Below are 22,797 nucleotides of genomic sequence, written 5' to 3'. Positions count from 1 at the left end.
AATGATGATGGTACAATGAATGAACTAGCTCATAAATATCAAGGTATGGATCGCTTCGAATGTCGTAAAGCCTTAGTTGAAGACTTTGAAAAAGCTGGAGTAGTTGATCATATTGAAACACATATGCATCAAGTTGGACATTCTGAAAGAAGTAATGCGATTGTTGAACCATATTTATCTAAACAATGGTTTGTTAAGATGAAGCCATTAGCTAAAGCAGCCTTAGAAAATCAATTAAAAGATTCAAAAGTAAAATTCGTTCCTGAACGTTTTGAAAAAACATTTACTCAATGGATGGAAAATGTTGAAGACTGGTGTATTTCTCGACAGTTATGGTGGGGACATCGAGTACCGGCCTGGTATCATAAAGAAACTGGTGAAGTTTATGTTGGAAAAACAGCACCTGAAGATATTGAGAATTGGACACAAGATGAAGATGTTTTAGATACCTGGTTTTCAAGTGCTTTATGGCCATTTTCAACTATGGGTTGGCCAAATACGGACAGTGAATTGTTTAAACGCTATTTCCCAACTAATACTTTAGTAACTGGTTATGATATTATTTTCTTCTGGGTAAGCCGAATGATTTTCCAATCATTACATTTTACTGATCAAAGACCATTTGAACATGTATTGATTCATGGATTGATCAGAGACGAACAAGGACGGAAGATGTCTAAATCATTAGGTAATGGTGTCGATCCAATGGATGTTATTGATGAATATGGTGCTGATACTTTAAGATTTTTCTTAACAACTAATTCAGCTCCAGGAATGGATTTACGTTATAGCCCAGAAAAACTAAATGCGGCATGGAATTTTATCAATAAAATCTGGAATAGTGCGCGATTTGTTTTGATGAACATCGATGATCAAATGAAATACGAAGATTTAACTTTTGATCATTTAAATCTTTGTGATAAATGGATTTTAAATCGTTTGAATGAAGTAATTAAAGAAGTTGATACTAACATGGATAAATTTGAATTTGTCAACGTTGGAAATGAATTATATAACTTCATTTGGGATGATTTCTGTTCGTGGTATATTGAATTAACTAAAGTACATTTAAATAGTGATAATGAAATTGAAAAACAAGCCAGCTTAAATACTTTGGTTTATGTTTTAAATGCTATCGTTAAGATGTTGCATCCATTTATGCCATTTGTAACTGAGGAAATTTTCCAGGCGATTCCTCATTTAGAAGAATCAATCTGTATTGCTGCCTGGCCTCAAGTTAATGAACAATTTAGTGATGCTACAATTAATGACCAGTTTAGATATTTAATTGATATTATCAAAGGTATTCGAGAAATTAGAACTCAATATAATATTAAAAACAAAATTGAAATAGCTTATATTATCGATGCTAAAGATAGTAAATTAGAAGCCTTAATGGATCAATGTTTACCATATATTAAAAAATTATGTAATGCTAAATGTTCTGGATATAATCTTGAAGCTAAAGGCGAAGTTGCCAACATTACAATTAAAGGTGGTAATTCTTTATTAGTAGAATTAGGTGATTATATTGACAAAGATGCTGAAAAGGAAAAATTAACGAAACAGTTAAAGAAACTTGAAGGTGAGATTAAACGTTGTCAAGGAATGTTAGCTAATGAAAAATTTGTTTCTAAAGCGCCTAAAGAAAAAGTTGATTTGGAAAGAAATAAATTAGCTGACTATACTTCTAAATATGAAGCAGTAAAGAAACAGTTGGAACAAATGTAATTATTTTACAGCAGTTATGAAAATAGCTGCTGTTTTTTTGATAAATAATTTTATTTTGTTAAAGAAAAATGATTATTAGAGGTGTATATGTATAGTAGAAGGTTTAGTGACGGTGTGACCTTTAAATAAATTACAGGAGGAAAACAATATGAATGAATTACAACAGGCAATGCAAATGGATATTACCGGTGGTAGCGTAGCAGGGGTTATTTTCTTTGTGGTTATTGGAACAGCTGTTTATAAGATGTATAAATCTAGTGCTGGAAGAATTTCGATTCCAAGAATCATTTCGATTGAATGGCGATAAGATGAAAGAATTAAGTAAACAAGTTCAACAAGAAATAAATGGCGGTTCTTCACTAGTTTATGTAATCAGTTCGATAATTATTGCTGCTGGTGCCGGATTTTTTAAGATAATGAGAAGTCGTTTTATAACTAGGAGATAATTTTTAACAGAATTCATATTTTAAAACTGTCAGCATATAAATTACTTGGAGGGGTGATGATGAAGATTATTCGAGTTGTTGTCGTGCTGGCAGTGTTTTTATCAATGTGCTTTATGGGAGTTTATTTGAAATTTTTTTCAACTTTTAACAGTTATTTTAATGCCTACATAGTTCAAGTGGGAAATTATGAAGAGGAAGCTAATGCTGATGAGATGGTAGCCAAATTGACCCAATTACAAAAAGCTAATTATAAATATCAGCAAAATAATAATTTTATTGTCATTACAGGAATATTTTTAACAGAAGAGGAGGCTAAAAATATGGGAAATGATATTAGCAATAATGGAATAACCTGTGTGATCAAACAAGTACGTTTAGAAGCTGAATATAAAGAAAAAGTAGAGCAGCAAGACTATCAGGCATTGGTTGCAAGATTAAGTGAAACTTAGCAGTTATCCATTAGAAGAACGTCCCCGGGAAAAAGCTGTTCGCTTTGGAGTTGAAAGTTTAACTAATGTTGAACTTTTAGCGCTGGTTTTACGTACTGGAAGTAAACAAGAGTCGGTTATAGAATTATCACAGCGAGTCATAAATGAAATCGGTGGGTTCAGTTATTTAAAAAATATAACTTACCAGATGTTAACGAGTATTAAAGGAATTAAGCAGGCAAAGGCAATTGAGGTTTTGGCAATCGTTGAACTGACCAAGCGTTTAAAGAAACAACCGGAAACATTGGCTGTTATTAAAGAACCCAAAGATGGCTATGAACTAGTTAAAAATCAATTGATGTTTGAACAACAGGAGAAAGTACTAGTATTATGTTTAAATTCTAATTTGGAGGTAGTTAGAGAAAAGGTCGTGTTTATTGGCAGTAATAATATTTCTATAATTAGCGCTCGGGAGTTGTTTAAAGAGGCTTTGATTTGTGGCTGCAGTCGCATTATGGTCATTCATAATCATCCTTCAGGGAATCCTAAACCATCAATAGAAGATATTGAAGTAACTGAGCAAATTTATCATATAGCAAAAAAACTTGAGATAGAAGTAGTTGATCATTTGATCATTGGACGGAATAAATTTTATAGCTTTGCGTCAAATCGAGTTTTTGAGGTTTAAAGTTAATTGATTATTTTATATTAATGCCTTATAATGATATAAACGTGAGGTGGTAATTTGAATAATCGAAAAAAACAAAAAAATAAAAGAATTATTTTTATAATAACTGTAACGATTATAGTCTTTTCAACTATTTCGTTAGTTATTTCTAGATCGCAGGGAGCTTTTGAAAGAATGATCAGCGATTCAATTGCTGCTGTTGAGTATTATGTAATTAAAAAGCCAATTGAATTTGTTTCTGATTTATTTAATGAATACAATGATTTAAAAGATGTCTATGAGGAAAATAAGATTTTAAAAGCTAGATTATCAGCTTATGCCAGTGTTGAAGTTAACACTAATGTTTTATCTAATGAGATTGAAGAATTGAAACAAATGTTGGAAATAGATCATTTACCAACTGAATACAATATAAAGACTACATCTATTATTCGTGAAAGTAATGACTGGAATAATGAAATTACGATTGATTTAGGAAGTATGGCCGATGTTGAAGCTGACATGGTCGTTATTTCTTCCAAAGGAATGATTGGAAAAGTTATTTCGACAACTGAAGTTACAGCTAGAGTACAGCTATTAACTGCTGAAAACCCTAGTTCATCCTTACCAATTCAAATCATGAATGGTGAAGAAAATGTCTATGGATTATTGACTGGGTATGATATTGAAAATGAATGTTTTAATGTTACTTTATTTAGTGATGTCGACAAATTTGAAGAAAATGCTCAGGTTATAACTTCTGGTTTAGGAGGTAAGGCCCCTAAAGGAATTTATATCGGAACTGTTTCTGGTTCTAGTGTTTCTGATGATGGAAATTCTACGACGGTACAAGTAACCCCAGCAGCAGATTTTAATGATTTATCTTATGTTGCCGTAGTTTTTAGGAGCGATAGTAATGAATAAGCAGTTATATCGTTATTATTTAGTTATGGCTGTCAGTTTTGTCATTGATAGTGTTATTAGCTATTATTTACCCTATAATTTTGATAAGTTAGGGATTACTATTATTCCTTGTATTGGGTTAATGATGTTTACGCTGTTAAACAATACGATTTCAGATGAGCATCGTTACATATTTGCAACTGTTACTGGATTATATTATGCCGTTGTTTATGCCAATAGTTTATTGATTTATGTTTTACTTTATTGTTCCTATGCTTTTTTTGGGAAAAAATATACTAAATTAGCGGCTTATACTTTATTAGAAATGTTTATTGCGGTAATTGTGACAATAATCGTCCAGGAAGTAGTGATATACTGGTTGATGTGGATATCTAATGTGACGCATCTATCAGTGATTACCTTTATCACTAATCGATTACTACCGACAATTGGAGTAAATTTATTGTTGATTGCGCCTGTTTATTTTATCCATAAGAAATTAGGATTCGAGGGTAAAGTCAATGCATATCAAAGTAAAAGGAGTTAATAATCATTTAGTTTTTGTTTTTGATGATAGTCAGGAATTTAATAGTTTATTGCAAGAATTTAAAAGCCTTTTGGAATCCCCGTTGTTAAAAAGCGACGGTTATTATCCTAAGGCTTTTTTTGATTTTCAAAGTCGAATTTTATCAGCTGATCAATTGATAGAGTTATTAGATTTACTGTTTGAAAAACAAGTATTATTATTTGCAGGAGTTAAATTAGAAAAAAAAGAAAAGAAAAATAAAATCAAAGTCATTAATCAAACAGTTCATGCTGGAGAAGTCCTAGAATTAGATCAGGATACCTTGATAATTGGACAGATCAATCCCGGAGCTATTGTTCGTTTTGTTGGAAAGTTATATGTTTTAGGTCGAGTAAGTGGATTTATTGAAGGATTAAGTGCTAATGCTAGAGTTAGTGGTCAATGTTTTAAAAACGCCCATATAAGAATTAATGGAGTTTCCCGACATAATTATACAAGTTATGAACTGACGATGCTTTATTATAAGGATAGTCAGATATTCTTAGATAAGGGGGATATGATATATGTCTAGAGTGATTGTGGTGACTTCGGGTAAAGGTGGTGTTGGTAAAAGCAGCATTAGTGTTAATTTAGCCAGTGCCCTAGCCTTTAGTAAATTTAAAGTATGTTTGATTGATGGTGATTTTGGTTTAAAGAATTTAGATGTTATGATGGGATTAGAAAATCGGGTCGTTTATGATTTAAATGATGTTGTAGAAGGTAGATGTACGATTGAGCAAGTTCTTGTTAAGGATAAACGAATCGTAGGACTTAGTCTCTTACCGTCTTGTAAATCATTATCGTTTGAGGATTTAGATACTGAGATTATGAATGCTTTGATTGAACGGTTAAAAAATGAATTTGATTTTATTATTGTTGATAGTCCCGCTGGAGTGGAAAAGGGATTTGAATACTCAGCTTCGTTGGCTAATGAAGCAATCATCGTTGTTAATTTAGATGTTTCTTCGCTGCGTGATGCTGATCGTGTCGTTGGCTTATTGATGAAAAAAGGGATTAATACCATCAATATGATCGTTAATAAAGTCAATTTAGATGATATTGAAAATGCCCGTTCTTTGACGATTGATGATGCCAAAGAGATACTATCATTACCATTATTAGGGATCGTCTATGAAAGCCATGATATGATTGAAGCTAATAATCGTGGGGTTCCCATCTTTTTAAATAATCAGCATCTGTTACATAATTGTTTTACTAATATTTCAAAACGGCTGTTAGGGCAACAGGTGCCTTATGCTAAATATAAAAAGAAGAGTCTTATTCGTCGGTTTTTTTATTCATAAATAATGAATTTAATTATTTTTGTTTCATATAATTTACTAGGTGATGGAATGAATGATTTAGACGAAGTGCGCAAACGAATTGAAAAAAGGCGTGGTAGTCATCGTCCGTTAAATGATGCCAATTTTAAACGATTTTATAATTTTATGGTCAAATTTATGGTAGTTATTGTCGTGACACTAGTATCTATGTCTTATGTTAAGTTAAATCCTGATAGTAAAATTAAAGAGATGATCTTAAATGATGCTAATTATCAGGCGATTACCACTTGGATTACGGATTCATTATTTTCTTTTTTACCTGATAAACAAATTAATGTTTCTAATGAAGTAGTTTATCAGTCAATTTCTGGTGATTATTATAAAAATGATAGTAATGAGGTTATCGCTATAACAAATGGTCGTGTAATTGAAACTGGCAGTAATCAGGAAAATAGTAGCTATATTATTATATTAGGTGACGATGAAGTGGCGATTACTTATGATAATATTGAAAATTTAACGGTGACTTTATATGATCAAGTGGAGCAGGGAACGATTTTAGGTACTTATCAGCAACAGTTAAAATTACAGTTTGAATATTTGGGTCAGGAGATCAGTTATGAAGAGTATCAAAGGATGGGGTGACTGGTATGTCCATCCTTTTACTTTGCTTTATTTACTGATGGCTTTTTTAGCTGATAATTTATCTAATTACTTGATTGCTTTAATAATTGTCTGTATTCATGAATATGGTCACTATTATTTTGCTAAAAAATATCATTTTGAAATTGATAAAGTAACTGTTTTTCCCTTTGGTGCTTTTTTAAGTCTAGAAGATTATGGACTGCATCATATTGTTGAAGAAATGATCATGCTTCTAGGTGGTTTAGTGACGCATTTTTTTATTTTCATAATTTTTAAATTTGTCTGGTATCAAGAATATGTATTACAAGTTAATCAATTGATCTTAGCGTTTAATTTATTACCGATCTATCCATTAGATGGTTCTAAACTGTTTTTATTAGTGTTATCATTGTATATAGATTACTATCGTGCTATTAGAATTCAAATTAAGTTATCAATTCTGACACTGGCAATCTTAATAATAAATTATCATGGTTTAGGTTATTGGTTAGTTGCTGGTTATTTGATTTATATTAATTATACTTATATCAAGGAATTTAGATATCAAATCATTCGCTTGTATTTACAACGGATGATCAAAAATCCTTATCAACGACCAAAGATCAATTATGATTATCGTTTTTATCGACCATATATTAATTATTATATTATCGATGGTCATTCTGATAGTGAAATTCATGTTTTAAAACAGTTAATAAAAAATCTAAAAAATAGTTGACTTAACTGAGTATAAATTATATAATTCACTTGTTGTAGACCTCTAGCTACAACCGCGCATAAGAGGTATTAAAGCTTTGCTGCCTCGGTTGGCGAGTCTTAGAATAATTAAAATTATAGGAGGTGCGAAGATGTACGCAATTATTGAAACAGGTGGAAAACAATTAAAAGTAGAAGCTGGAGACACTATTTTTGTTGAAAAATTAGATGTTGAAGCTGGAGAAAAATATGTTTTTGATAAGGTTTTAGCTATCGGTGATGGTTCTATTAAATTAGGAGCTCCTTATCTTGAAGGTGCAACAGTTGAAGCAACTGTAGAAAAACAAGGTAAAGAAAAGAAAGTTATCGTTTATAAATACAAACCTAAAAAACATTATCACAAAAAACAAGGGCATAGACAACCTTATACAAAATTAGTTATTAATGCTATTAACGGTTAATGATTAAAGTAGAAATTAAACAAAATCAAGATTATCTAATCGCTTTAAAAATAAGTGGACATGCTGAAAGTGGTGAATATGGTCACGATTTAGTATGTGCTGGTGTATCAGCGAGTGCTGTTGGCATCTTAAATATGCTTGCAGAAATGGGTTTTTTAAAACGTCAGCTAGGTACATTGGAAATGGATAATGGATATGTCAATATCGTAGTTAAGCAATATGATCATGATTGCCAAGTGGTACTAGAGACACTTGTAGTAATTTTAAAAACAATGGTTGCCAGCTACGGACAGTATATAAAAATATCGATTGTGGAGGTGTAAAAAATGATGTTCAAATTAGATTTACAATTATTCGCTTCTAAAAAAGGGGTAGGGTCAACTAAAAACGGTCGTGATTCTAAATCTAAAAGATTAGGAGCTAAATTATCTGACGGGCAATTTTGCTCAGCTGGATCAATTATTTATCGTCAAAGAGGAACTAAGATTCATCCTGGTACTAACGTTAAAAAAGGTGGCGACGACACTTTATTCGCAATAGTTGATGGAGTTGTAAGATTCGAAAGACTAGGACGCGATCGTAAAAAAGTTTCTGTATATCCTGCTGCATAGTTAAATCCCTGAAAAGGGATTTTTTATTGTATAAATAATAATTTTTTGGTGTCATAATAAGATAGAAAAGAGGTGGCTGAATGCAATTTATAGATAAAGCAAAAATTAGAGTTGAAGCTGGAAAAGGTGGCGATGGAACTGTTGCTTTCCGTCGTGAGGCTCACGTTCCTAAAGGGGGACCGGCTGGCGGTGATGGTGGAAAAGGTGGCAGCATCATCTTTTTAGCAACTACTTCACTTTCAACTTTACTAGATTTAAAATATAACCGTTTATATAAGGCGCCTTCTGGTCAAAATGGAATGCCTAAAAAAATGCATGGTAAAGATGCGATGGATACGATTATTAAAGTGCCAGTGGGAACCGTTATTATTAATGAACAAACCGGTCAAATTATGGCTGATTTGACGGAAGATAAACAAAAAGTAGTGATTGCCAAAGGAGGACGTGGTGGTCGTGGAAATGCCCGTTTTGCAACTTCTAGAAATCCAGCGCCCCAAATTTGTGAACGTGGGGAACCTGGCGAAAAATTCGATTTGATTTGTGAATTGAAATTATTGGCAGATGTAGGATTGGTCGGTTTTCCATCAGTTGGAAAATCAACATTACTATCAGTAGTAACTAGAGCAAAACCTGAAATTGCTGATTATCATTTTACAACAATTGTTCCTAATCTAGGAGTGGTTCAAGTAAAAGATGGTCGTAGTTTTGTTATGGCTGATTTACCAGGATTGATTGCTGGCGCTGCTCAAGGAAAAGGGTTAGGACATCAGTTTTTACGTCATATTGAGCGTTGTCGCGTTATTGTCCATATTGTTGATATGGGAGCTGTCGATGGCCGTGATCCTTATGAAGATTATGTTACGATTAATAAAGAATTAGGTGAATATCAATATCGTCTGTTAGAGCGTCCCCAAATTGTAGTAGCTAATAAAATGGATGAAGAAGGTGCTGAAGAAAACTTAGCTCGCTTTAAAGAAAAAGTTGGTGATGATGTTAAAGTTTATCCAATTAGTGCAATTATCCATGATGGTGTCGATCAGGTTTTATATGCTGTGGCTGATGCATTGGAAAAAGCTCCTGTCTTTACGTTAGAAGAAAACGAAGAAAATACAGTTGTCTATACAATGCAAGAAGAAGAAAAACCATTTGAATTACATAATTTAGGTAATGGTAACTGGTCAATTACTGGTAAAAAGATTGAACGTTTAGTAGCCATGACTTCACTAGTTAGCGATGATTCATTGAAACGATTATTAATCAAGATGCGTAATATGGGTATTGATGAAGCTTTAAGACAAGCTGGAGCTAAAGATGGCGATAATGTCACAATAGGTGATTTTGAATTTGAATATTATGAATAGTCAGCTAGATATTTCTAGTTGGCTTTTTTATAGTGTTAATGCTATAATTGATAGGAGTCAATTTGATACAAATTTGAGACAAAAAGTTATTAGATATATAGTATAATAATAAATGTAAAGGGGTCGAAAAATGTACAGCTATATTGTTGGTGAAATAGTGGCTATCAATGCTGATCATATTGTAATTGACAACCAAGGGATCGGTTATTTGGTATATGTCAGTAATCCATATGAGTTTTCAAAAAATGAGACGATTAAAGTTTTTATTTATCAGCATGTTCGTGAAGATGGAATAGTATTATATGGTTTTAAAACTGATGATGAAAAAGAAATGTTTTTAAAATTGATTTTAGTTAAAGGAATCGGATGTAAAACAGCAATTGGAATTTTAGCTACCGGTGATGTTAATAGTATCATCGATGCAATCGAAACTGGAAACGTTTCATATCTAAAGAAAATTCCTGGAATTGGACCAAAAGCAGCCGGTCAGATTATTTTAGATTTACAAGGTAAATTTAAAAATCGTCCAATGGAATCATTGGTTGCTAATGATGATTTAGAAGAAGCGCTGGAAGTTTTATTAGCTTTAGGATATCGTAAAAGCGAAGTTGATCGTGTATTAAAACGCATCAGGAATGAAAAATTAGATATTAATGGCTATGTAAAAAAAGCCTTGAGTTTATTAGTTAAGTAAGGAGGATCAGGATGTCTCGAAATGAAATATTGGATGCTAATATTGAAGATAAAGAAGAAAGCAGTTTACGTCCAACTTCATTTGATGAATATGTGGGCCAAAATGATTTAAAAGAAAATCTTAAAGTATTTGTTGGGGCCGCAAAATTGCGAAATGAATCGTTAGATCATGTTTTGCTTTATGGACCACCAGGTCTAGGAAAAACAACGATGTCAATGATCATTGCCAATGAAATGGAAAAACATATTAAGATCACAACTGGACCTAGTATTGAAAAAACTGGTGATTTAGTAGCTATTTTAACAGCTTTGGATCCTGGAGATGTTCTATTTATCGATGAGATCCATCGATTAAATAAAGTGGTTGAAGAAATCCTATATCCAGCAATGGAAGATTTTTGTGTTGATGTTGTAATTGGTAAAGACGCTTCTACTAGATCAGTTAGAATTGACTTACCACCATTTACTTTAGTTGGAGCGACTACCCGAGCAGGTGATCTATCAGCCCCACTGCGGGATCGTTTTGGTATTATTTCTAAATTGGAATATTATAATGAAGAAGAATTGAAGACTATCATTGATCGAACTAGCCGTATTTATCAAATGCCAATGGATGATGATGCTAAAGCGGCGTTAGCAATGCGTTCTCGTGGAACTCCACGTATTGCGAACCGATTATTTCGAAGGGTTCGTGATTTTGCTCAATTCAATGGTGAAGATGTCATTACCAAAGAAAGAACGATTGAAGCCTTGGATCGTTTGAAAGTAGATACTTTAGGGTTAGATGAAGTTGACCATAAATATCTTTTAGGGATTATTCAACGTTTTCAAGGGGGACCGGTTGGTTTAGAATCTTTGGCGGCATCAATTGGTGAAGAACCACAGACATTAGAAGATGTCTATGAACCATATTTATTACAAATTGGTTTAATAAAACGAACACCAAGAGGCAGAATTGCTACTGAAGCGGCCTATCGGCATTTAAATGTTCCCCATCAAGATCGACTGTTTTAACAACAGTCTTTTTTTGATTTATAAGCAGGTGATATGATGAAAAAACATGAAGTGATCGGTTTAATGATCATCTTAATTATTTCTACTTTCTATTCATTAGTTTTGCCAGATACTGAGGTTGTCAAAATCGAAAAAGAACCGGAAATCAAAATCATTGTTGAAGGTAAATATAATGAAACTTTAATTTTTGAACAAATCCCAACGATTGGAGATGTATTTTACCAGCTGGCAATTGAAAACACTTATGGCTTTGATGATACAACGGTCTTAGAAAGCCAGAGTGTTTTTTATATACCGGAAAATAACCAAAATTTAATTTCATTAAATCATGCTTCAATCGAAGAATTGATGACTATTAAAGGCATCGGCCCTCAAACTGCTCAAAAGATCATCGATTATCGTAATCAAACCCCATTTAAAACGATAGAAGATATTAAAAATGTCTCTGGAATCGGTGAAAAAACCTATTTAAGAATTCGGGAATTATTATGTTTGTAAAATATCATTTAATTTATTATGCCATATATTGTTTATTGGCAGTAGTTATTATTTTGGTTCATCCCATTTTTATAATATTACTAGTTATATACAGTTTATTTATTATTTATCGTTTAAATTTAATGACATTATTTGCCATCATTGTTTTTACGCTAATTTTTGTTTTATTATTACGATATCCTAGCCCAGTTGATGATTCAATATTGAAAGGGAAGATAGTCAATCAAGATGATAATAACATTGTTTTAAAAACTGCAACAACTAAAGTTAAAGTTTATGGCGAATTTACTGGTTTTAAAATTGGTGATGAACTAGAGATTGGGGTTGAGTATTTTGATATTAACGAAGCTACTAATGATAATGGCTTTAATTATCGTAACTATTTATATAGCCAAGGTATTACCAACAATGCCAGTTTAACCAATATTATCGCTAGTAAAAAGCATGATACTTTAGTTAATAAATTAATAAGTCGTTTTGATAATGATGATTTAGTTTCTAGTTATGCATCGATGTTTATTGTTGGCATCAAAGATCAGGTAATCAATGAATACTATCAGCAATTAACTGAATTGTCGGTTGTTCATTTATTTGCTTTATCAGGGTTGCATATTCATATGTTGAAAAAAATAATCAAGACACCGTTATCGTTTATGTTTCCTGATAAAATATTAGAGTATGTATGTTTGGTGATCATTGGTATTTATGTTTATATTATTCCTTTTAATGTTTCTTTTGTTCGGGCGTATCTGGTGATGGTTTTAAACCTGTTGTTTGGAAAGTATATAAATCGTTTAGATAGCTTGAGTATTGTGACGATATTGATGGTGGGCTTAAACCCCTATGTGATTTATAGCTTATCATTTATTTTTTCTTATTTTTTATATTTTTTAATTATCTTAATCAACTCTCACAAGTATTTAAATGGCTTAATTTATTTAGGTAGTTTACCAATCATTATTAATATTCAATATCGAATTAATTTATTATCTTTATTTTTAGGGATAATTTTAAATCCTTTAGTAACTATCTTATATCAATTATTATGGTTATATACATTATTTGGTTCCTTTTTTAAACCAGTAACTGCCCTGGTTATCCAGGGATTGCACAATATTATTACCTTTAGTCACGACTTTTCAATTTATCTTAATTTTTTAAAGCCACCATTATTTTTTCTGCTGGCTTTTTATTTTATATATTTTAAAATGTTAATTAAAATAAATGTCAAACAGCGAATCCACCATGAAGTGTTATTGTTAGTTAGTTTGATGATAATGTTATATTTTAAGCCATATTATCAAATTTACGGTCAGGTAGTGATGATTGATGTTGGTCAGGGCGATAGTTTTTTAATTCAGCAACCCTTTAATCGTGGTAATATTTTAATTGATACTGGTGGTTTAAAAAATAGTGATTTGGCATCAGTTACTCTAGTGCCATATTTACATTCAATCGGTATTTATCAGCTGGATTATGTTTTTTTATCACATGATGATTTTGATCATAGTGGAGCCTATGATTCTCTTAAAAATCAAATCAAGATCAAACAGACCATCACCGAATATCAATCTGAAATTGTAATTGGCGATGTAATAATTAAAATGTTGGAAACTTCCAACAGTGAAGATAGTAATGATAATTCATTAGTCTTATTAGCTGAAATTAATGGGTTAAAGTATTTATTTACTGGTGATATTTCAACTGCGGTTGAATTAGAACTGATTGAAAAATATCCGGATTTAAAGGTTGATGTTTTAAAAGTATCACATCATGGAAGTCAAAGTGCGACCAGTGCGGCTTTTTTAATGGCAATTGATCCCAAAATTGCTTTGATTAGCTGTGGTAAAAATAATTTTTATGGACACCCTAGCAGTGAGGTGATTGAAAGATTGGATGATTATGGCATTAAGACTTATCGCACTGATCAAAGTGGTATGGTTAAAATTGTTTATTATAGAAAAAATAATTATATTTTTGATTAATATAGCTAGAATCCTGATGAATGGGTTCTAGCTTTTTTTGTTATAGAAAATAATTAAAGGTAAATAATAAAAATAGATTATTTATTATCCTAATAAATAATGATAAAAGAGATATTTTTCATGACATTGATAGTGATTTAAGCTATAATTTGAGTGTTGGAGGGATGTATGTGATTATATTAATTTATGGACAAGAACGGTTTTTGATTGAACAAAAATTGACCGCATTGAAACAACAATATCATTGCAGTGACGAAAATATGAATTTATCGATTTTTCGTGGTGATGAGGATTTAATGCAGGATGTTTATGAAGATTTGATTACACCTCCATTTTTTACTGATAATAAAATGGTTATTTTGAAAAATCCTGTTTTTTTAACGACAAAAAAGGTTAAGAAAGATGCTGAACAGTTAAAATATTTTCAAAAATGTTTGGATGAGTGTCAAGAAACTGTTTTTGTCATTTATTATCATGGAGATGATTTCGATAAACGTAAAAAAATTGTTAAACAATTATTGCAACAGGCTGAAGTTTTTAAATATGATAAAGTTAATCACTATCGCTTATCAGACAGTACTCGTAAAGCAGTTAAAAGAAGAGAAGCAGTGATCGATGATGATGCTCTTGAACTATTATTAAGTCGTTGTGATGAAAGTTTAGAGCGAGTAGCTAATGAAGTAGAAAAGCTTTGTTTGTATAGTAAACATATTACTTATCAGGTAGTTGATAAATTGGTCAATAAGCCTTTAGATGAAAATATTTTTGATTTGACAAATGCTATTTTGTCTAAGAATCGGCAAAAGATCTTTAGTATTTATCATGATTTAATGATATTAAATGAAGAACCTATTAAGCTGATTGTTTCGATTGCCAATCAGATGCGCTTACACTATCAGGTAAAGTTGCTTGATCGAAAAGGATATACTGATCAGGAAATTGGAAAAATTTTGGGGGTTAATCCATATCGGTTAAAATATGTTCGTCAAGAAGGAAAAAACTTTCAATTAGATGAACTGATTCAATCAATTGATCAATTATCTAAATTAGATGTTAAAATAAAAAGTGGAAAACTGGATAAAAAAGTTGGATTAGAATTATTTTTAATTAGAATATAGGAGAGAATATGGAATCATTACGTGAGTTATATAAAATTGGTGTTGGTCCTTCATCATCGCATACGATGGGGCCACAACGCGCCGCATTAAAAATAAAAGAAACCTACCCTCAGGCAACCCATTATGAGGTATATTTATATGGGTCATTAGCTTTGACGGGAAAAGGCCATTTAACAGATTATATTATTGAACAAACGCTGAAAGAAGATAAAGTTAAAATTCATTTTGTCAGCGAAGCATTGCCAAAGCACCCAAACGGGATGTTATTTATTGTTTATCAAGATAATCAGGAAATTGATCGAATTACTGTTTACTCAATTGGTGGTGGTGCTTTAATGTACGATGATGCTAAGATTGAATCGCCAAAGCAAGTATATCCGCATAATACTTTAAATGAAGTATTGGATTATTGTGATGAAAAAGGAATCAATTTATATCATTATGCTCTTACTTTTGAAGATGAAGATTTTAAGGCTTATTTATTTACTGTTTTAGATGCAATGTTTGACTGTGTTGAAGCTGGTCTTTCAACTACCGGAATTATTCCCGGCCGCTTAAAATTAACTAGAGTTGCCAAATCGATGTATCAACAGGCAATTAATACTCGTCATTCCGGTCAGCGAGACCGTTTGCTGGTTAGCAGCTATGCTTATGCCGTCAGTGAAGAAAATGCTTGTGGTCATCAAATTGTTACGGCCCCAACATGTGGAGCTAGTGGAGTCTTACCAGCGGTATTATATTATTGTTATAAGCAATTAGGTTTACCAAAAAAAGAAATAATTAAAGCTTTGGCAGTCGCAGGAATTTTTGGAAATGTGATTAAAACTAATGCAACAATATCAGGAGCTGATGGTGGTTGTCAGGCTGAAATCGGTAGTGCCTGTGCTATGGCTGCAGCGGCTTATGGCTGGATCTTGGAATTAAATAATAGTTTAATTCAATATGCTGGTGAAATGGGATTAGAGCATAATTTAGGTCTTACTTGTGACCCAATTGGTGGCTATGTTCAAATTCCTTGTATTGAACGTAATGGTTTTGGGGCTTTAAGAGCGATGGATGCGGCAATGTATGCTAAACAGCTAGGTTATTTAAGAAAAAATAAGGTTTCTTTTGATGCTGTTGTTCGCGTGATGAAACAAACCGGTAAAGATTTAAATAGTGCTTATAAAGAAACTTCTTTAGGTGGTTTGGCCAAAGAATTTGGTTTTGATGATGAAGACTAGTTCCTTATATATACATATTCCATTTTGCCAAGATATTTGTGCTTATTGTGATTTTTGTAAAGTATTTTATCAAGAACAATTGGCTGATAAATATCTGACGGTTCTAAAGCAGGAATTAGAATCACTAAAAATTACCCATCCTTTAAAAACTATTTATATCGGTGGTGGTACTCCTAGTGCTTTAACTTTGCAGCAATTGCAGTTTTTAATGGATATGATTGCTCCTTATGTAAATGAAGATCAGGAAGTATGCATTGAAGTTAATCCTGAAAGTATGAATGCTGATAAGCTGGCAATTTTAAAAAAGGGTGGCATTAATCGCTTAAGCATTGGAGTAGAATCGTTTAATGATGAAATTTTAAAGCAAATCAACCGCCATCATCATAGTCAACAAGTTTTTGATTTAATTGACTTGGCACATAACTATCAAATTAATAATATTTCGATTGATTTAATGTATGGTTTACCAAATCAAAAATTGCATGATGTTGCAAATGATTTAAATATCGCTGTTAATTTAGATATTCAACATATTTCTTATTATGCATTGATTTTAGAAGATCATACGGTCTTAAAAAATCAAAATTATCATATTTTAGATGAAGATCATGAAATGCAGATCAATCAGCTGATCGATCATAAATTAGCTCAAGCTGGTTTTGAAAAATATGAAATAAGTAATTACGCCAAAAAAGGTTATGAATCAAAGCATAATCTGGCTTATTGGAAATATGATAATTATTATGGAATTGGAATTGGCGCCAGTGGCAAGATTGATGATTGCTTATATGAACACAATCGAAATTTAACCGCATATTTACATGGTGATGATACTATTAGTAAAATTATTAATACTAAAGAGGATGTTATGTTTAATCATTTGATGATGTCACTACGTTTAGTACGCGGGTTAGATATTGATGATTTTTATCACAGATATCATCTAAGTGTATTTGAGGTTTTTAAGGAAGCATTAAAAAAGCATTTGTCTTTAAAGACGTTAATTATTGATGATCATTATTTGAGGTGTAGTAAGGAGTCATTGTATTTATTAAATGAAATATTAATTGATTTTTTATCATAGATGGAGTATCTTATTTATCACAGTATGAAGGTTGTTTTGCTGAGATAGATAAGATATTTTATTGTTTTTTGAAAATTTAGCACAAAGGTGTTGACAGTGCTAAAAAAAGATGTATAATGTATTTAGCACAAAGGAAAGATGAGTGCTAAGGGTGGTGAAACTAATGCTTACAGCAAGGCAATTATTAATATTTAAATGTATCGTCGATGAGTTTATTGAAACGGCTGAGCCAGTTGGCTCAAAGGCATTGATGAAAAAATACCAATTGCCATATTCAAGTGCAACCATTCGAAACGAGATGAGTAATCTTGAAGATTATGGATATATTGAAAAGACACATACATCTTCAGGAAGAATTCCTTCAATTGAAGGATATCGATTTTATGTAGATAATATAGCTAAACATGATTTGGATGAAGGAGTAAAAAATCAGGTAGCAACAATTTTTAGTGATCGGCATCGTAGCTTGAATCAAATTATTCAAGATAGTTGTGAGATGCTAAGTGAATTGACGCATTTGACTACTGTTGTTTTAGGCCCGGATTCCAGTGCTGATACCTTGCAGCAAATCAGTGTGGTCCCACTTAGTGATAATCGAGTTACTGCGATTATTATTACTAATCATGGACATGTTGAAAATAAGGTGTTCGATATTAATCAGGAACATAAGATGCAAGATATAATCGATTGTGTTGGTGTTATGAATGATCTACTAATTGGCACACCGATCGATCAGGTAGCATTTCGATTAGAACGAGATGTTAAACCGGTGTTAGCTGTTAAAGTCAAAGAACACGAAGAGTTATTTAATGCTTTTCTTGAAGCGTTTGTTCGATTTGCTTCGAGCAATATCTATTTTTCAGGAAAAGAGAATATGTTATATCAACCTGAGTATAACGATGTAAATAAATTACGAAGAATCGTTAGTGCATTTGAAAACTCTAAAGTATGGGATTTCTTACAGCCAATGTCTGATGATGAAGGCGTAACTGTAAGAATTGGTTCTGATTCACCAATAAATGAAATTGAAGACGTTTCGGTAATTTCTGCTTCATTTAAAACCGGAGAAAGAACCAAGGGATCTATTTCAGTAATCGGGCCTACTAGAATGCCTTATGATAAAGTAGTTTCCTTAGTAGAGTATATCTCAAAGAATATTGAAGAAGCTTTCTTTGAGGAATTTGATGAGACAGATGATGATTCGAAAGATGAATAGAGGTGAATGTAATGGCTGATAAAGAAAAGAATGTTGTAGATGAATCTACTGAAGAAAAAGTTGAACAAACAGATAAAGAAACTACTGAAGAAGTAGTTGAAGAAGCTGGTGAAGCAAATAAAGATGAAGAATCTGTAGAAAAACAGATCAATGATTTAATGGAAGAAGTAAATACTTGGAAAACTGATTATTATAAAGTATTTGCTGATATGGAAAACCTTAAAAAGAGATTACAAAATGAACATCAAAATGCGATGAAATTTATGATGCAATCATTTATTGAACAATTGTTACCAATTGTTGATAACTTCGAAAGATCGCTGGCTATTAATAATCCAAGTGATGAAGTTAAAAATTTCTTAAAAGGTTATGAAATGATTTATACTCAATTGATGGATGTTTTAAAAGCTCAAGGCGTAACCGTTATTGAAGCTGAAGGAAAAGAATTTGATCCAAACTACCATCAGGCTGTAATGACAGTCAAAGATGAAAACTTCAAGCCAAATATGGTGGTTGAAGAATTACAAAAAGGCTATATGTTAAAAGATCGCGTTATTCGTGCATCTTTAGTTAAAGTAAGTGAGTAATTAATAGGAGGAATGTTATTATGAGTAAGATTATTGGTATTGACTTAGGTACTACAAATTCATGTGTAAGTGTTATGGAAAATGGGGAAGCAAAAGTTATTGCTAATCCTGAAGGAAATCGTACAACTCCATCAGTTGTATCTTTCAAAAATGGTGAAATTATCGTTGGTGAAGCTGCAAAACGTCAAGCAGTTACTAATCCAGATACAGTAATGTCAATTAAAAGACATATGGGTACAAACTATAAAGTTCATGTAAATGGAAAAGATTATACACCACAAGAAATTTCAGCTATGATTTTACAAAACTTAAAAGCAACTGCTGAAGCTTATTTAGGTGAAACAGTTACTAAAGCAGTTATTACTGTTCCTGCATATTTCAATGATGCACAACGTCAAGCAACAAAAGATGCTGGTAAAATTGCTGGATTGGAAGTTGAACGTATTATCAACGAACCAACTGCTGCAGCTTTAGCATTTGGTCTAGATAAATTAGATAAAGAACAAAAAGTATTAGTATATGACTTAGGTGGTGGTACTTTCGACGTATCTATCCTAGATTTAGCTGATGGTACTTTTGAAGTATTAGCTACTGCTGGTAATAACCACTTAGGTGGTGACGACTTTGACCAAAAAATCATGGATTGGGTTGTTGCTGAATTTAAGAAAGATCAAGGAATTGATTTATCAACTGATAAAATGGCAATGCAAAGAATTAAAGAAGCTGCTGAAAAAGCTAAAAAAGACTTATCAGGAACTATGCAAACACAAATTTCATTACCATTTATCTCAGCTGGTGCAAATGGACCATTACATTTGGAATTAACATTAACAAGAGCTAAATTTGATGAATTAACTCGTGACTTAGTAGAAAAAACTGAAGGACCAGTTCGTCAAGCATTATCTGATGCTGGTATGCAACCAACTGAAATCCATCAAGTATTATTAGTAGGTGGTTCTACACGTATCCCTGCTGTTCAAGAATCAGTTAAGAGATTACTTGGAAAAGAACCAAATAAATCAGTAAATCCAGATGAAGTAGTATCTATGGGTGCTGCTATCCAAGGTGGTGTTATTGCTGGTGATGTTAAAGATGTATTATTATTAGACGTTACTCCATTATCATTAGGTATCGAAACTATGGGTGGTGTTATGACAGTATTAATCGAAAGAAATACTACTATCCCAACAACTAAATCACAAATTTTCTCAACTGCTGCTGATAACCAACCAGCTGTAGATATCAACGTATTACAAGGTGAAAGATCTATGGCTCGTGATAATAAACAATTAGGTTTATTCAAATTGGATGGTATCGAACCAGCACCACGTGGGGTACCACAAATTGAAGTTACTTTCAGCATTGACGTTAACGGTATCGTAAATGTTAAAGCTAAAGATTTAAAAACTCAAAAAGAACAATCAATTGTTATCCAAAACTCTAGCGGTTTAAGTGATGAAGAAATTGATCGTATGGTCAAAGAAGCTGAAGCTAACAAAGCTGAAGACGAAAAGAAACGTAAAGAAATTGAAACTAAAAATAAAGCTGAACAAATGATCAATGAAATCGATAAAGCCTTAGCTGAACAAGGTGATAAGATTGATGCAACTCAAAAAGAATCAGCTCAAAAATTAAGAGATGAGTTAAAGACTGCATTAGACAATAATGATATCGCTACATTAGAAGCTAAAATGTCTGAACTTGAACAAATGGCACAGCAAATGGCTTCATACGCTTATCAACAACAAAATAATGCTGGTGCAAGTACTGATAATACATCTAGTACAAACCAAGATGACAATGTTGTTGATGCAGATTTCGAAGAAAAGAATTAATTTAAAGCCAAGGCCTAGCCGCCTTGGTTTTAACTAGTATAAAGAGGGTGAATATATGGCGGAAAAAAGAGATTATTATGAAGTCTTAGGTATTAATCGACAGGCTTCAGCCGATGAGATCAAACGTGCTTATCGTAAAAAAGCAAAACAATATCATCCCGATGTCAATAAAGAACCTGGTGCTGAGGAAAAGTTTAAAGAGGTCCAGGAAGCATATGAAGTTTTATCTGATCCTAATAAAAAGGCAACTTACGACCGTTTTGGTCATGCTGCTTTTGAACAAGGTGCTGGAAATGGTGGTGCCGGTGGCGGATTTGGTGGCTTTGGATTTGACGATGTTGATTTAGGTGATATTTTTGGTTCATTCTTTGGTGGTGGAACGCGTTCTCGTTCTCGAAACAATGGACCACGTCGTGGTGAAGACCACTTAATGCGTTTAAATATTGATTTTATGGAAGCTGTTAAGGGAGTAAAAAAAGATATCAAAGTTACTTATGATGCTCAATGTAATCATTGTAATGGTACTGGTGCTAAATCTCCTAATGATGTTCAAACATGTTCACGTTGTGGTGGACGAGGAACTGTACAACAGCAACAAAGATCTCCATTTGGTACTTTTGTAACTGAAACTACTTGTCCTGATTGTAATGGTACAGGAAAGGTAATTAAAGAAAAATGTCCACATTGTCATGGACGTGGTTATGAAAATAAAACTGTTACAGTTCAATTAGATATCCCAGCTGGTATTAATTCTAATCAACAGTTACGAGTAGCTGGAAAAGGTGGTCGTGGTGTCAATGGTGGTCCTAATGGTGATTTATTTGTCGAAATTCATGTTGGATCACATCCACACTTTAAACGAGATGGACGTAATATTCATATTACGGTACCAGTTTCTAATGTTGATGCGACTTTAGGATGTGAAGTTGATGTTCCAACTGTTCAAGGTGATGTTACTGTTAAAATTCCGGCTGGAACACAATCTGGAACTATTTTAAGACTTAAAGGAAAAGGTGTCAAAGATCTTCATAGCAGTAATTATGGTGATGAAATGGTGCGAGTTGAAGTCAAGATACCAACAAAATTATCTTCAGAAGAAAAGGAATTATATCAAAAACTTTCTAAATTGTCGAAGAAAAAAGAATCGATATTTGATGCGTTTAAACGTCAATTTAAAAAATAGAAAAATTATGGCTGTAACTTATAATGGAGTTACAGCCCTTTTTATGATTGAAATAATAATATAGTAATATATTTGACAGTTTTCGGGTAAAATAAAAATAGTACATTATCTGTACTATTAATATTATTAAGCTGATTTTCTTAAAGTTCTTAATTCTCTAGCAGAAATTCTTACTTTTGTAGGTTTACCATTAACTAAAATAGTGGCTTTTTGTAAATTTACATTCCATTTTCTTCTGCTGGCATTTAAAGCATGAGAACGTGTATTTCCAGACATAGGTCCTTTACCACTGATTTGACATTTTCTTGACATGGGTTCTCCTCCTTACTCTTTGTAGTGTTTTACGTACTTGGATATAATAGCATTTTTATAAATAAAAAGCAATCACTTTTTTTAAAAAATTAATTTTTATTAGAAAAAAATAGTGTTTTTATAGAAATAAAATAAAACTTGCAAAAAATTGAATGTTTGATAGAATAATTTCTAGCCCTAATAATTGTCAAGAGTAGTGATTTAAGATATAATTACTTAAGATAGTATTGTTTATTGAACATAAGGAGGCAT

27 protein-coding genes and 1 other annotated feature are annotated in these 22,797 nt (G+C 32.1%); of the genes, 26 read left to right on the top strand and 1 reads right to left on the bottom strand.

The window, feature by feature from the left end; genetic code table 11:
• From Q0K54_RS04080 to dnaJ, 26 genes are all read left to right on the top strand, one after another.
• The coding region (locus tag Q0K54_RS04080; RefSeq protein ID WP_294578585.1) for a valine--tRNA ligase at positions 1–1,731 on the top strand (1,731 nt) is incomplete at its 5' end.
• A 148-nt stretch (positions 1,732–1,879) separates the two neighbouring features.
• Entirely contained in the window at positions 1,880–2,038 is a 159-nt protein-coding gene (locus tag Q0K54_RS04075) for a hypothetical protein (protein ID WP_294578584.1), read from the top strand.
• A gap of 1 nt (position 2,039) precedes the next feature.
• The gene (locus Q0K54_RS04070) at positions 2,040–2,177 is read left to right on the top strand and encodes a hypothetical protein (RefSeq protein ID WP_294578583.1); all 138 of its coding nucleotides are present in this window, start codon (positions 2,040–2,042) and stop codon (positions 2,175–2,177) included.
• A gap of 59 nt (positions 2,178–2,236) precedes the next feature.
• A complete protein-coding gene (locus tag Q0K54_RS04065) occupies positions 2,237–2,626 on the top strand; it encodes an SPOR domain-containing protein (RefSeq protein ID WP_294578582.1) in 390 nt (129 codons plus the stop codon).
• Positions 2,616–3,293 carry a DNA repair protein RadC gene (gene radC, locus Q0K54_RS04060; RefSeq protein ID WP_294578581.1) on the top strand — a complete coding sequence of 226 codons (678 nt, stop codon included), beginning with the start codon at positions 2,616–2,618 and terminating at the stop codon, positions 3,291–3,293. Before Q0K54_RS04065 ends, radC begins: the two co-directional genes overlap by 11 nt.
• A 57-nt stretch (positions 3,294–3,350) precedes the next feature.
• Positions 3,351–4,196, top strand: coding sequence for a rod shape-determining protein MreC (mreC, locus tag Q0K54_RS04055; RefSeq protein ID WP_294578580.1), 846 nt, complete (start codon positions 3,351–3,353; stop codon positions 4,194–4,196).
• Positions 4,189–4,722 (top strand): rod shape-determining protein MreD, encoded by a 534-nt coding sequence (locus Q0K54_RS04050; protein ID WP_294578579.1) that lies wholly within the window; start codon positions 4,189–4,191, stop codon positions 4,720–4,722. Before mreC ends, Q0K54_RS04050 begins: the two co-directional genes overlap by 8 nt.
• Positions 4,697–5,272, top strand: coding sequence for a septum site-determining protein MinC (locus Q0K54_RS04045; RefSeq protein ID WP_294578578.1), 576 nt, complete (start codon positions 4,697–4,699; stop codon positions 5,270–5,272). Before Q0K54_RS04050 ends, Q0K54_RS04045 begins: the two co-directional genes overlap by 26 nt.
• Positions 5,265–6,044, top strand: coding sequence for a septum site-determining protein MinD (gene minD / locus Q0K54_RS04040; protein ID WP_294578577.1), 780 nt, complete (start codon positions 5,265–5,267; stop codon positions 6,042–6,044). Before Q0K54_RS04045 ends, minD begins: the two co-directional genes overlap by 8 nt.
• A 48-nt stretch (positions 6,045–6,092) precedes the next feature.
• The gene (locus Q0K54_RS04035; RefSeq protein WP_294578576.1) at positions 6,093–6,668 is read left to right on the top strand and encodes a M23 family metallopeptidase; all 576 of its coding nucleotides are present in this window, start codon (positions 6,093–6,095) and stop codon (positions 6,666–6,668) included.
• The gene (locus Q0K54_RS04030) at positions 6,643–7,386 is read left to right on the top strand and encodes a stage IV sporulation protein (RefSeq protein ID WP_294578575.1); all 744 of its coding nucleotides are present in this window, start codon (positions 6,643–6,645) and stop codon (positions 7,384–7,386) included. The genes Q0K54_RS04035 and Q0K54_RS04030 overlap by 26 nt, the downstream gene beginning before the upstream one ends.
• Positions 7,387–7,426: 40 nt before the next feature.
• Positions 7,427–7,495, top strand: a sequence feature (ribosomal protein L21 leader region).
• 21 nt (positions 7,496–7,516) lie between these two features.
• Positions 7,517–7,825: a 50S ribosomal protein L21 gene (gene rplU, locus Q0K54_RS04025; protein ID WP_294578574.1), complete on the top strand. Its 309-nt coding sequence runs from the start codon at positions 7,517–7,519 to the stop codon at positions 7,823–7,825.
• On the top strand, positions 7,825–8,148 hold the full coding sequence (locus Q0K54_RS04020) for a ribosomal-processing cysteine protease Prp (protein ID WP_294578573.1): 324 nt from the start codon (positions 7,825–7,827) through the stop codon (positions 8,146–8,148). Before rplU ends, Q0K54_RS04020 begins: the two co-directional genes overlap by 1 nt.
• A gap of 6 nt (positions 8,149–8,154) precedes the next feature.
• Entirely contained in the window at positions 8,155–8,436 is a 282-nt protein-coding gene (gene rpmA / locus Q0K54_RS04015) for a 50S ribosomal protein L27 (protein WP_308698939.1), read from the top strand.
• A gap of 80 nt (positions 8,437–8,516) precedes the next feature.
• Entirely contained in the window at positions 8,517–9,797 is a 1,281-nt protein-coding gene (obgE, locus tag Q0K54_RS04010; RefSeq protein WP_294578571.1) for a GTPase ObgE, read from the top strand.
• Between the two features lie 130 nt (positions 9,798–9,927).
• Positions 9,928–10,491: a Holliday junction branch migration protein RuvA gene (ruvA, locus tag Q0K54_RS04005; protein ID WP_294578570.1), complete on the top strand. Its 564-nt coding sequence runs from the start codon at positions 9,928–9,930 to the stop codon at positions 10,489–10,491.
• Positions 10,492–10,502: 11 nt separating this feature from the next.
• On the top strand, positions 10,503–11,504 hold the full coding sequence (gene ruvB, locus Q0K54_RS04000) for a Holliday junction branch migration DNA helicase RuvB (protein ID WP_294578569.1): 1,002 nt from the start codon (positions 10,503–10,505) through the stop codon (positions 11,502–11,504).
• 36 nt (positions 11,505–11,540) lie between these two features.
• The gene (locus Q0K54_RS03995; RefSeq protein WP_294578568.1) at positions 11,541–12,002 is read left to right on the top strand and encodes a helix-hairpin-helix domain-containing protein; all 462 of its coding nucleotides are present in this window, start codon (positions 11,541–11,543) and stop codon (positions 12,000–12,002) included.
• Positions 11,993–13,987, top strand: coding sequence for a DNA internalization-related competence protein ComEC/Rec2 (locus Q0K54_RS03990; protein WP_294578567.1), 1,995 nt, complete (start codon positions 11,993–11,995; stop codon positions 13,985–13,987). Before Q0K54_RS03995 ends, Q0K54_RS03990 begins: the two co-directional genes overlap by 10 nt.
• A 164-nt stretch (positions 13,988–14,151) precedes the next feature.
• Positions 14,152–15,105 carry a DNA polymerase III subunit delta gene (gene holA, locus Q0K54_RS03985; RefSeq protein ID WP_294578566.1) on the top strand — a complete coding sequence of 318 codons (954 nt, stop codon included), beginning with the start codon at positions 14,152–14,154 and terminating at the stop codon, positions 15,103–15,105.
• Between the two features lie 8 nt (positions 15,106–15,113).
• Positions 15,114–16,328, top strand: a complete 1,215-nt coding sequence (locus Q0K54_RS03980) for an L-serine ammonia-lyase, iron-sulfur-dependent, subunit alpha (RefSeq protein ID WP_294578565.1) — start codon at positions 15,114–15,116, stop codon at positions 16,326–16,328.
• Positions 16,318–17,412 carry a radical SAM family heme chaperone HemW gene (gene hemW / locus Q0K54_RS03975; protein WP_294578564.1) on the top strand — a complete coding sequence of 365 codons (1,095 nt, stop codon included), beginning with the start codon at positions 16,318–16,320 and terminating at the stop codon, positions 17,410–17,412. The genes Q0K54_RS03980 and hemW overlap by 11 nt, the downstream gene beginning before the upstream one ends.
• Positions 17,413–17,575: 163 nt before the next feature.
• Positions 17,576–18,628 (top strand): heat-inducible transcriptional repressor HrcA, encoded by a 1,053-nt coding sequence (hrcA, locus tag Q0K54_RS03970; protein ID WP_294578563.1) that lies wholly within the window; start codon positions 17,576–17,578, stop codon positions 18,626–18,628.
• Between the two features lie 11 nt (positions 18,629–18,639).
• A complete protein-coding gene (grpE, locus tag Q0K54_RS03965) occupies positions 18,640–19,215 on the top strand; it encodes a nucleotide exchange factor GrpE (protein WP_294578562.1) in 576 nt (191 codons plus the stop codon).
• Between the two features lie 20 nt (positions 19,216–19,235).
• Positions 19,236–21,050, top strand: coding sequence for a molecular chaperone DnaK (gene dnaK / locus Q0K54_RS03960; protein WP_294578561.1), 1,815 nt, complete (start codon positions 19,236–19,238; stop codon positions 21,048–21,050).
• 55 nt (positions 21,051–21,105) lie between these two features.
• Positions 21,106–22,233 carry a molecular chaperone DnaJ gene (gene dnaJ / locus Q0K54_RS03955; RefSeq protein WP_294578560.1) on the top strand — a complete coding sequence of 376 codons (1,128 nt, stop codon included), beginning with the start codon at positions 21,106–21,108 and terminating at the stop codon, positions 22,231–22,233.
• Between the two features lie 126 nt (positions 22,234–22,359).
• Here dnaJ and rpmB read toward each other — a convergent pair whose 3' ends face one another.
• Entirely contained in the window at positions 22,360–22,545 is a 186-nt protein-coding gene (gene rpmB / locus Q0K54_RS03950; protein ID WP_294578559.1) for a 50S ribosomal protein L28, read from the bottom strand.
• Between the last annotated feature and the right edge of the window lie 252 nt (positions 22,546–22,797).

This window comes from uncultured Thomasclavelia sp., from assembly GCF_944324745.1.
Classification (GTDB): Bacteria; Bacillota_I; Bacilli_A; order Erysipelotrichales; family Coprobacillaceae; genus Thomasclavelia.
This window is presented reverse-complemented; position numbering and strand designations above follow the sequence as displayed.

Excerpts from the sequence above, each read along its gene's own strand:
- Q0K54_RS04075 (WP_294578584.1), top strand. The coding sequence starts at position 1,880 with ATGAATGAATTACAACAGGCAATGCAAATGGATATTACCGGTGGTAGC.
- Q0K54_RS04070 (WP_294578583.1), top strand. The coding sequence starts at position 2,040 with ATGAAAGAATTAAGTAAACAAGTTCAACAAGAAATAAATGGCGGTTCT.
- Q0K54_RS04065 (WP_294578582.1), top strand. The coding sequence starts at position 2,237 with ATGAAGATTATTCGAGTTGTTGTCGTGCTGGCAGTGTTTTTATCAATG.
- Q0K54_RS04050 (WP_294578579.1), top strand. The coding sequence starts at position 4,189 with ATGAATAAGCAGTTATATCGTTATTATTTAGTTATGGCTGTCAGTTTT.
- Q0K54_RS04045 (WP_294578578.1), top strand. The coding sequence starts at position 4,697 with ATGCATATCAAAGTAAAAGGAGTTAATAATCATTTAGTTTTTGTTTTT.
- minD (WP_294578577.1), top strand. The coding sequence starts at position 5,265 with ATGTCTAGAGTGATTGTGGTGACTTCGGGTAAAGGTGGTGTTGGTAAA.
- Q0K54_RS04035 (WP_294578576.1), top strand. The coding sequence starts at position 6,093 with ATGAATGATTTAGACGAAGTGCGCAAACGAATTGAAAAAAGGCGTGGT.
- Q0K54_RS04030 (WP_294578575.1), top strand. The coding sequence starts at position 6,643 with ATGAAGAGTATCAAAGGATGGGGTGACTGGTATGTCCATCCTTTTACT.
- rplU (WP_294578574.1), top strand. The coding sequence starts at position 7,517 with ATGTACGCAATTATTGAAACAGGTGGAAAACAATTAAAAGTAGAAGCT.
- Q0K54_RS04020 (WP_294578573.1), top strand. The coding sequence starts at position 7,825 with ATGATTAAAGTAGAAATTAAACAAAATCAAGATTATCTAATCGCTTTA.
- rpmA (WP_308698939.1), top strand. The coding sequence starts at position 8,155 with ATGTTCAAATTAGATTTACAATTATTCGCTTCTAAAAAAGGGGTAGGG.
- obgE (WP_294578571.1), top strand. The coding sequence starts at position 8,517 with ATGCAATTTATAGATAAAGCAAAAATTAGAGTTGAAGCTGGAAAAGGT.
- ruvA (WP_294578570.1), top strand. The coding sequence starts at position 9,928 with ATGTACAGCTATATTGTTGGTGAAATAGTGGCTATCAATGCTGATCAT.
- ruvB (WP_294578569.1), top strand. The coding sequence starts at position 10,503 with ATGTCTCGAAATGAAATATTGGATGCTAATATTGAAGATAAAGAAGAA.
- Q0K54_RS03995 (WP_294578568.1), top strand. The coding sequence starts at position 11,541 with ATGAAAAAACATGAAGTGATCGGTTTAATGATCATCTTAATTATTTCT.
- Q0K54_RS03990 (WP_294578567.1), top strand. The coding sequence starts at position 11,993 with ATGTTTGTAAAATATCATTTAATTTATTATGCCATATATTGTTTATTG.
- holA (WP_294578566.1), top strand. The coding sequence starts at position 14,152 with ATGTATGTGATTATATTAATTTATGGACAAGAACGGTTTTTGATTGAA.
- Q0K54_RS03980 (WP_294578565.1), top strand. The coding sequence starts at position 15,114 with ATGGAATCATTACGTGAGTTATATAAAATTGGTGTTGGTCCTTCATCA.
- hemW (WP_294578564.1), top strand. The coding sequence starts at position 16,318 with ATGAAGACTAGTTCCTTATATATACATATTCCATTTTGCCAAGATATT.
- hrcA (WP_294578563.1), top strand. The coding sequence starts at position 17,576 with ATGCTTACAGCAAGGCAATTATTAATATTTAAATGTATCGTCGATGAG.
- grpE (WP_294578562.1), top strand. The coding sequence starts at position 18,640 with ATGGCTGATAAAGAAAAGAATGTTGTAGATGAATCTACTGAAGAAAAA.
- dnaK (WP_294578561.1), top strand. The coding sequence starts at position 19,236 with ATGAGTAAGATTATTGGTATTGACTTAGGTACTACAAATTCATGTGTA.
- dnaJ (WP_294578560.1), top strand. The coding sequence starts at position 21,106 with ATGGCGGAAAAAAGAGATTATTATGAAGTCTTAGGTATTAATCGACAG.
- rpmB (WP_294578559.1), bottom strand. The coding sequence starts at position 22,545 with ATGTCAAGAAAATGTCAAATCAGTGGTAAAGGACCTATGTCTGGAAAT.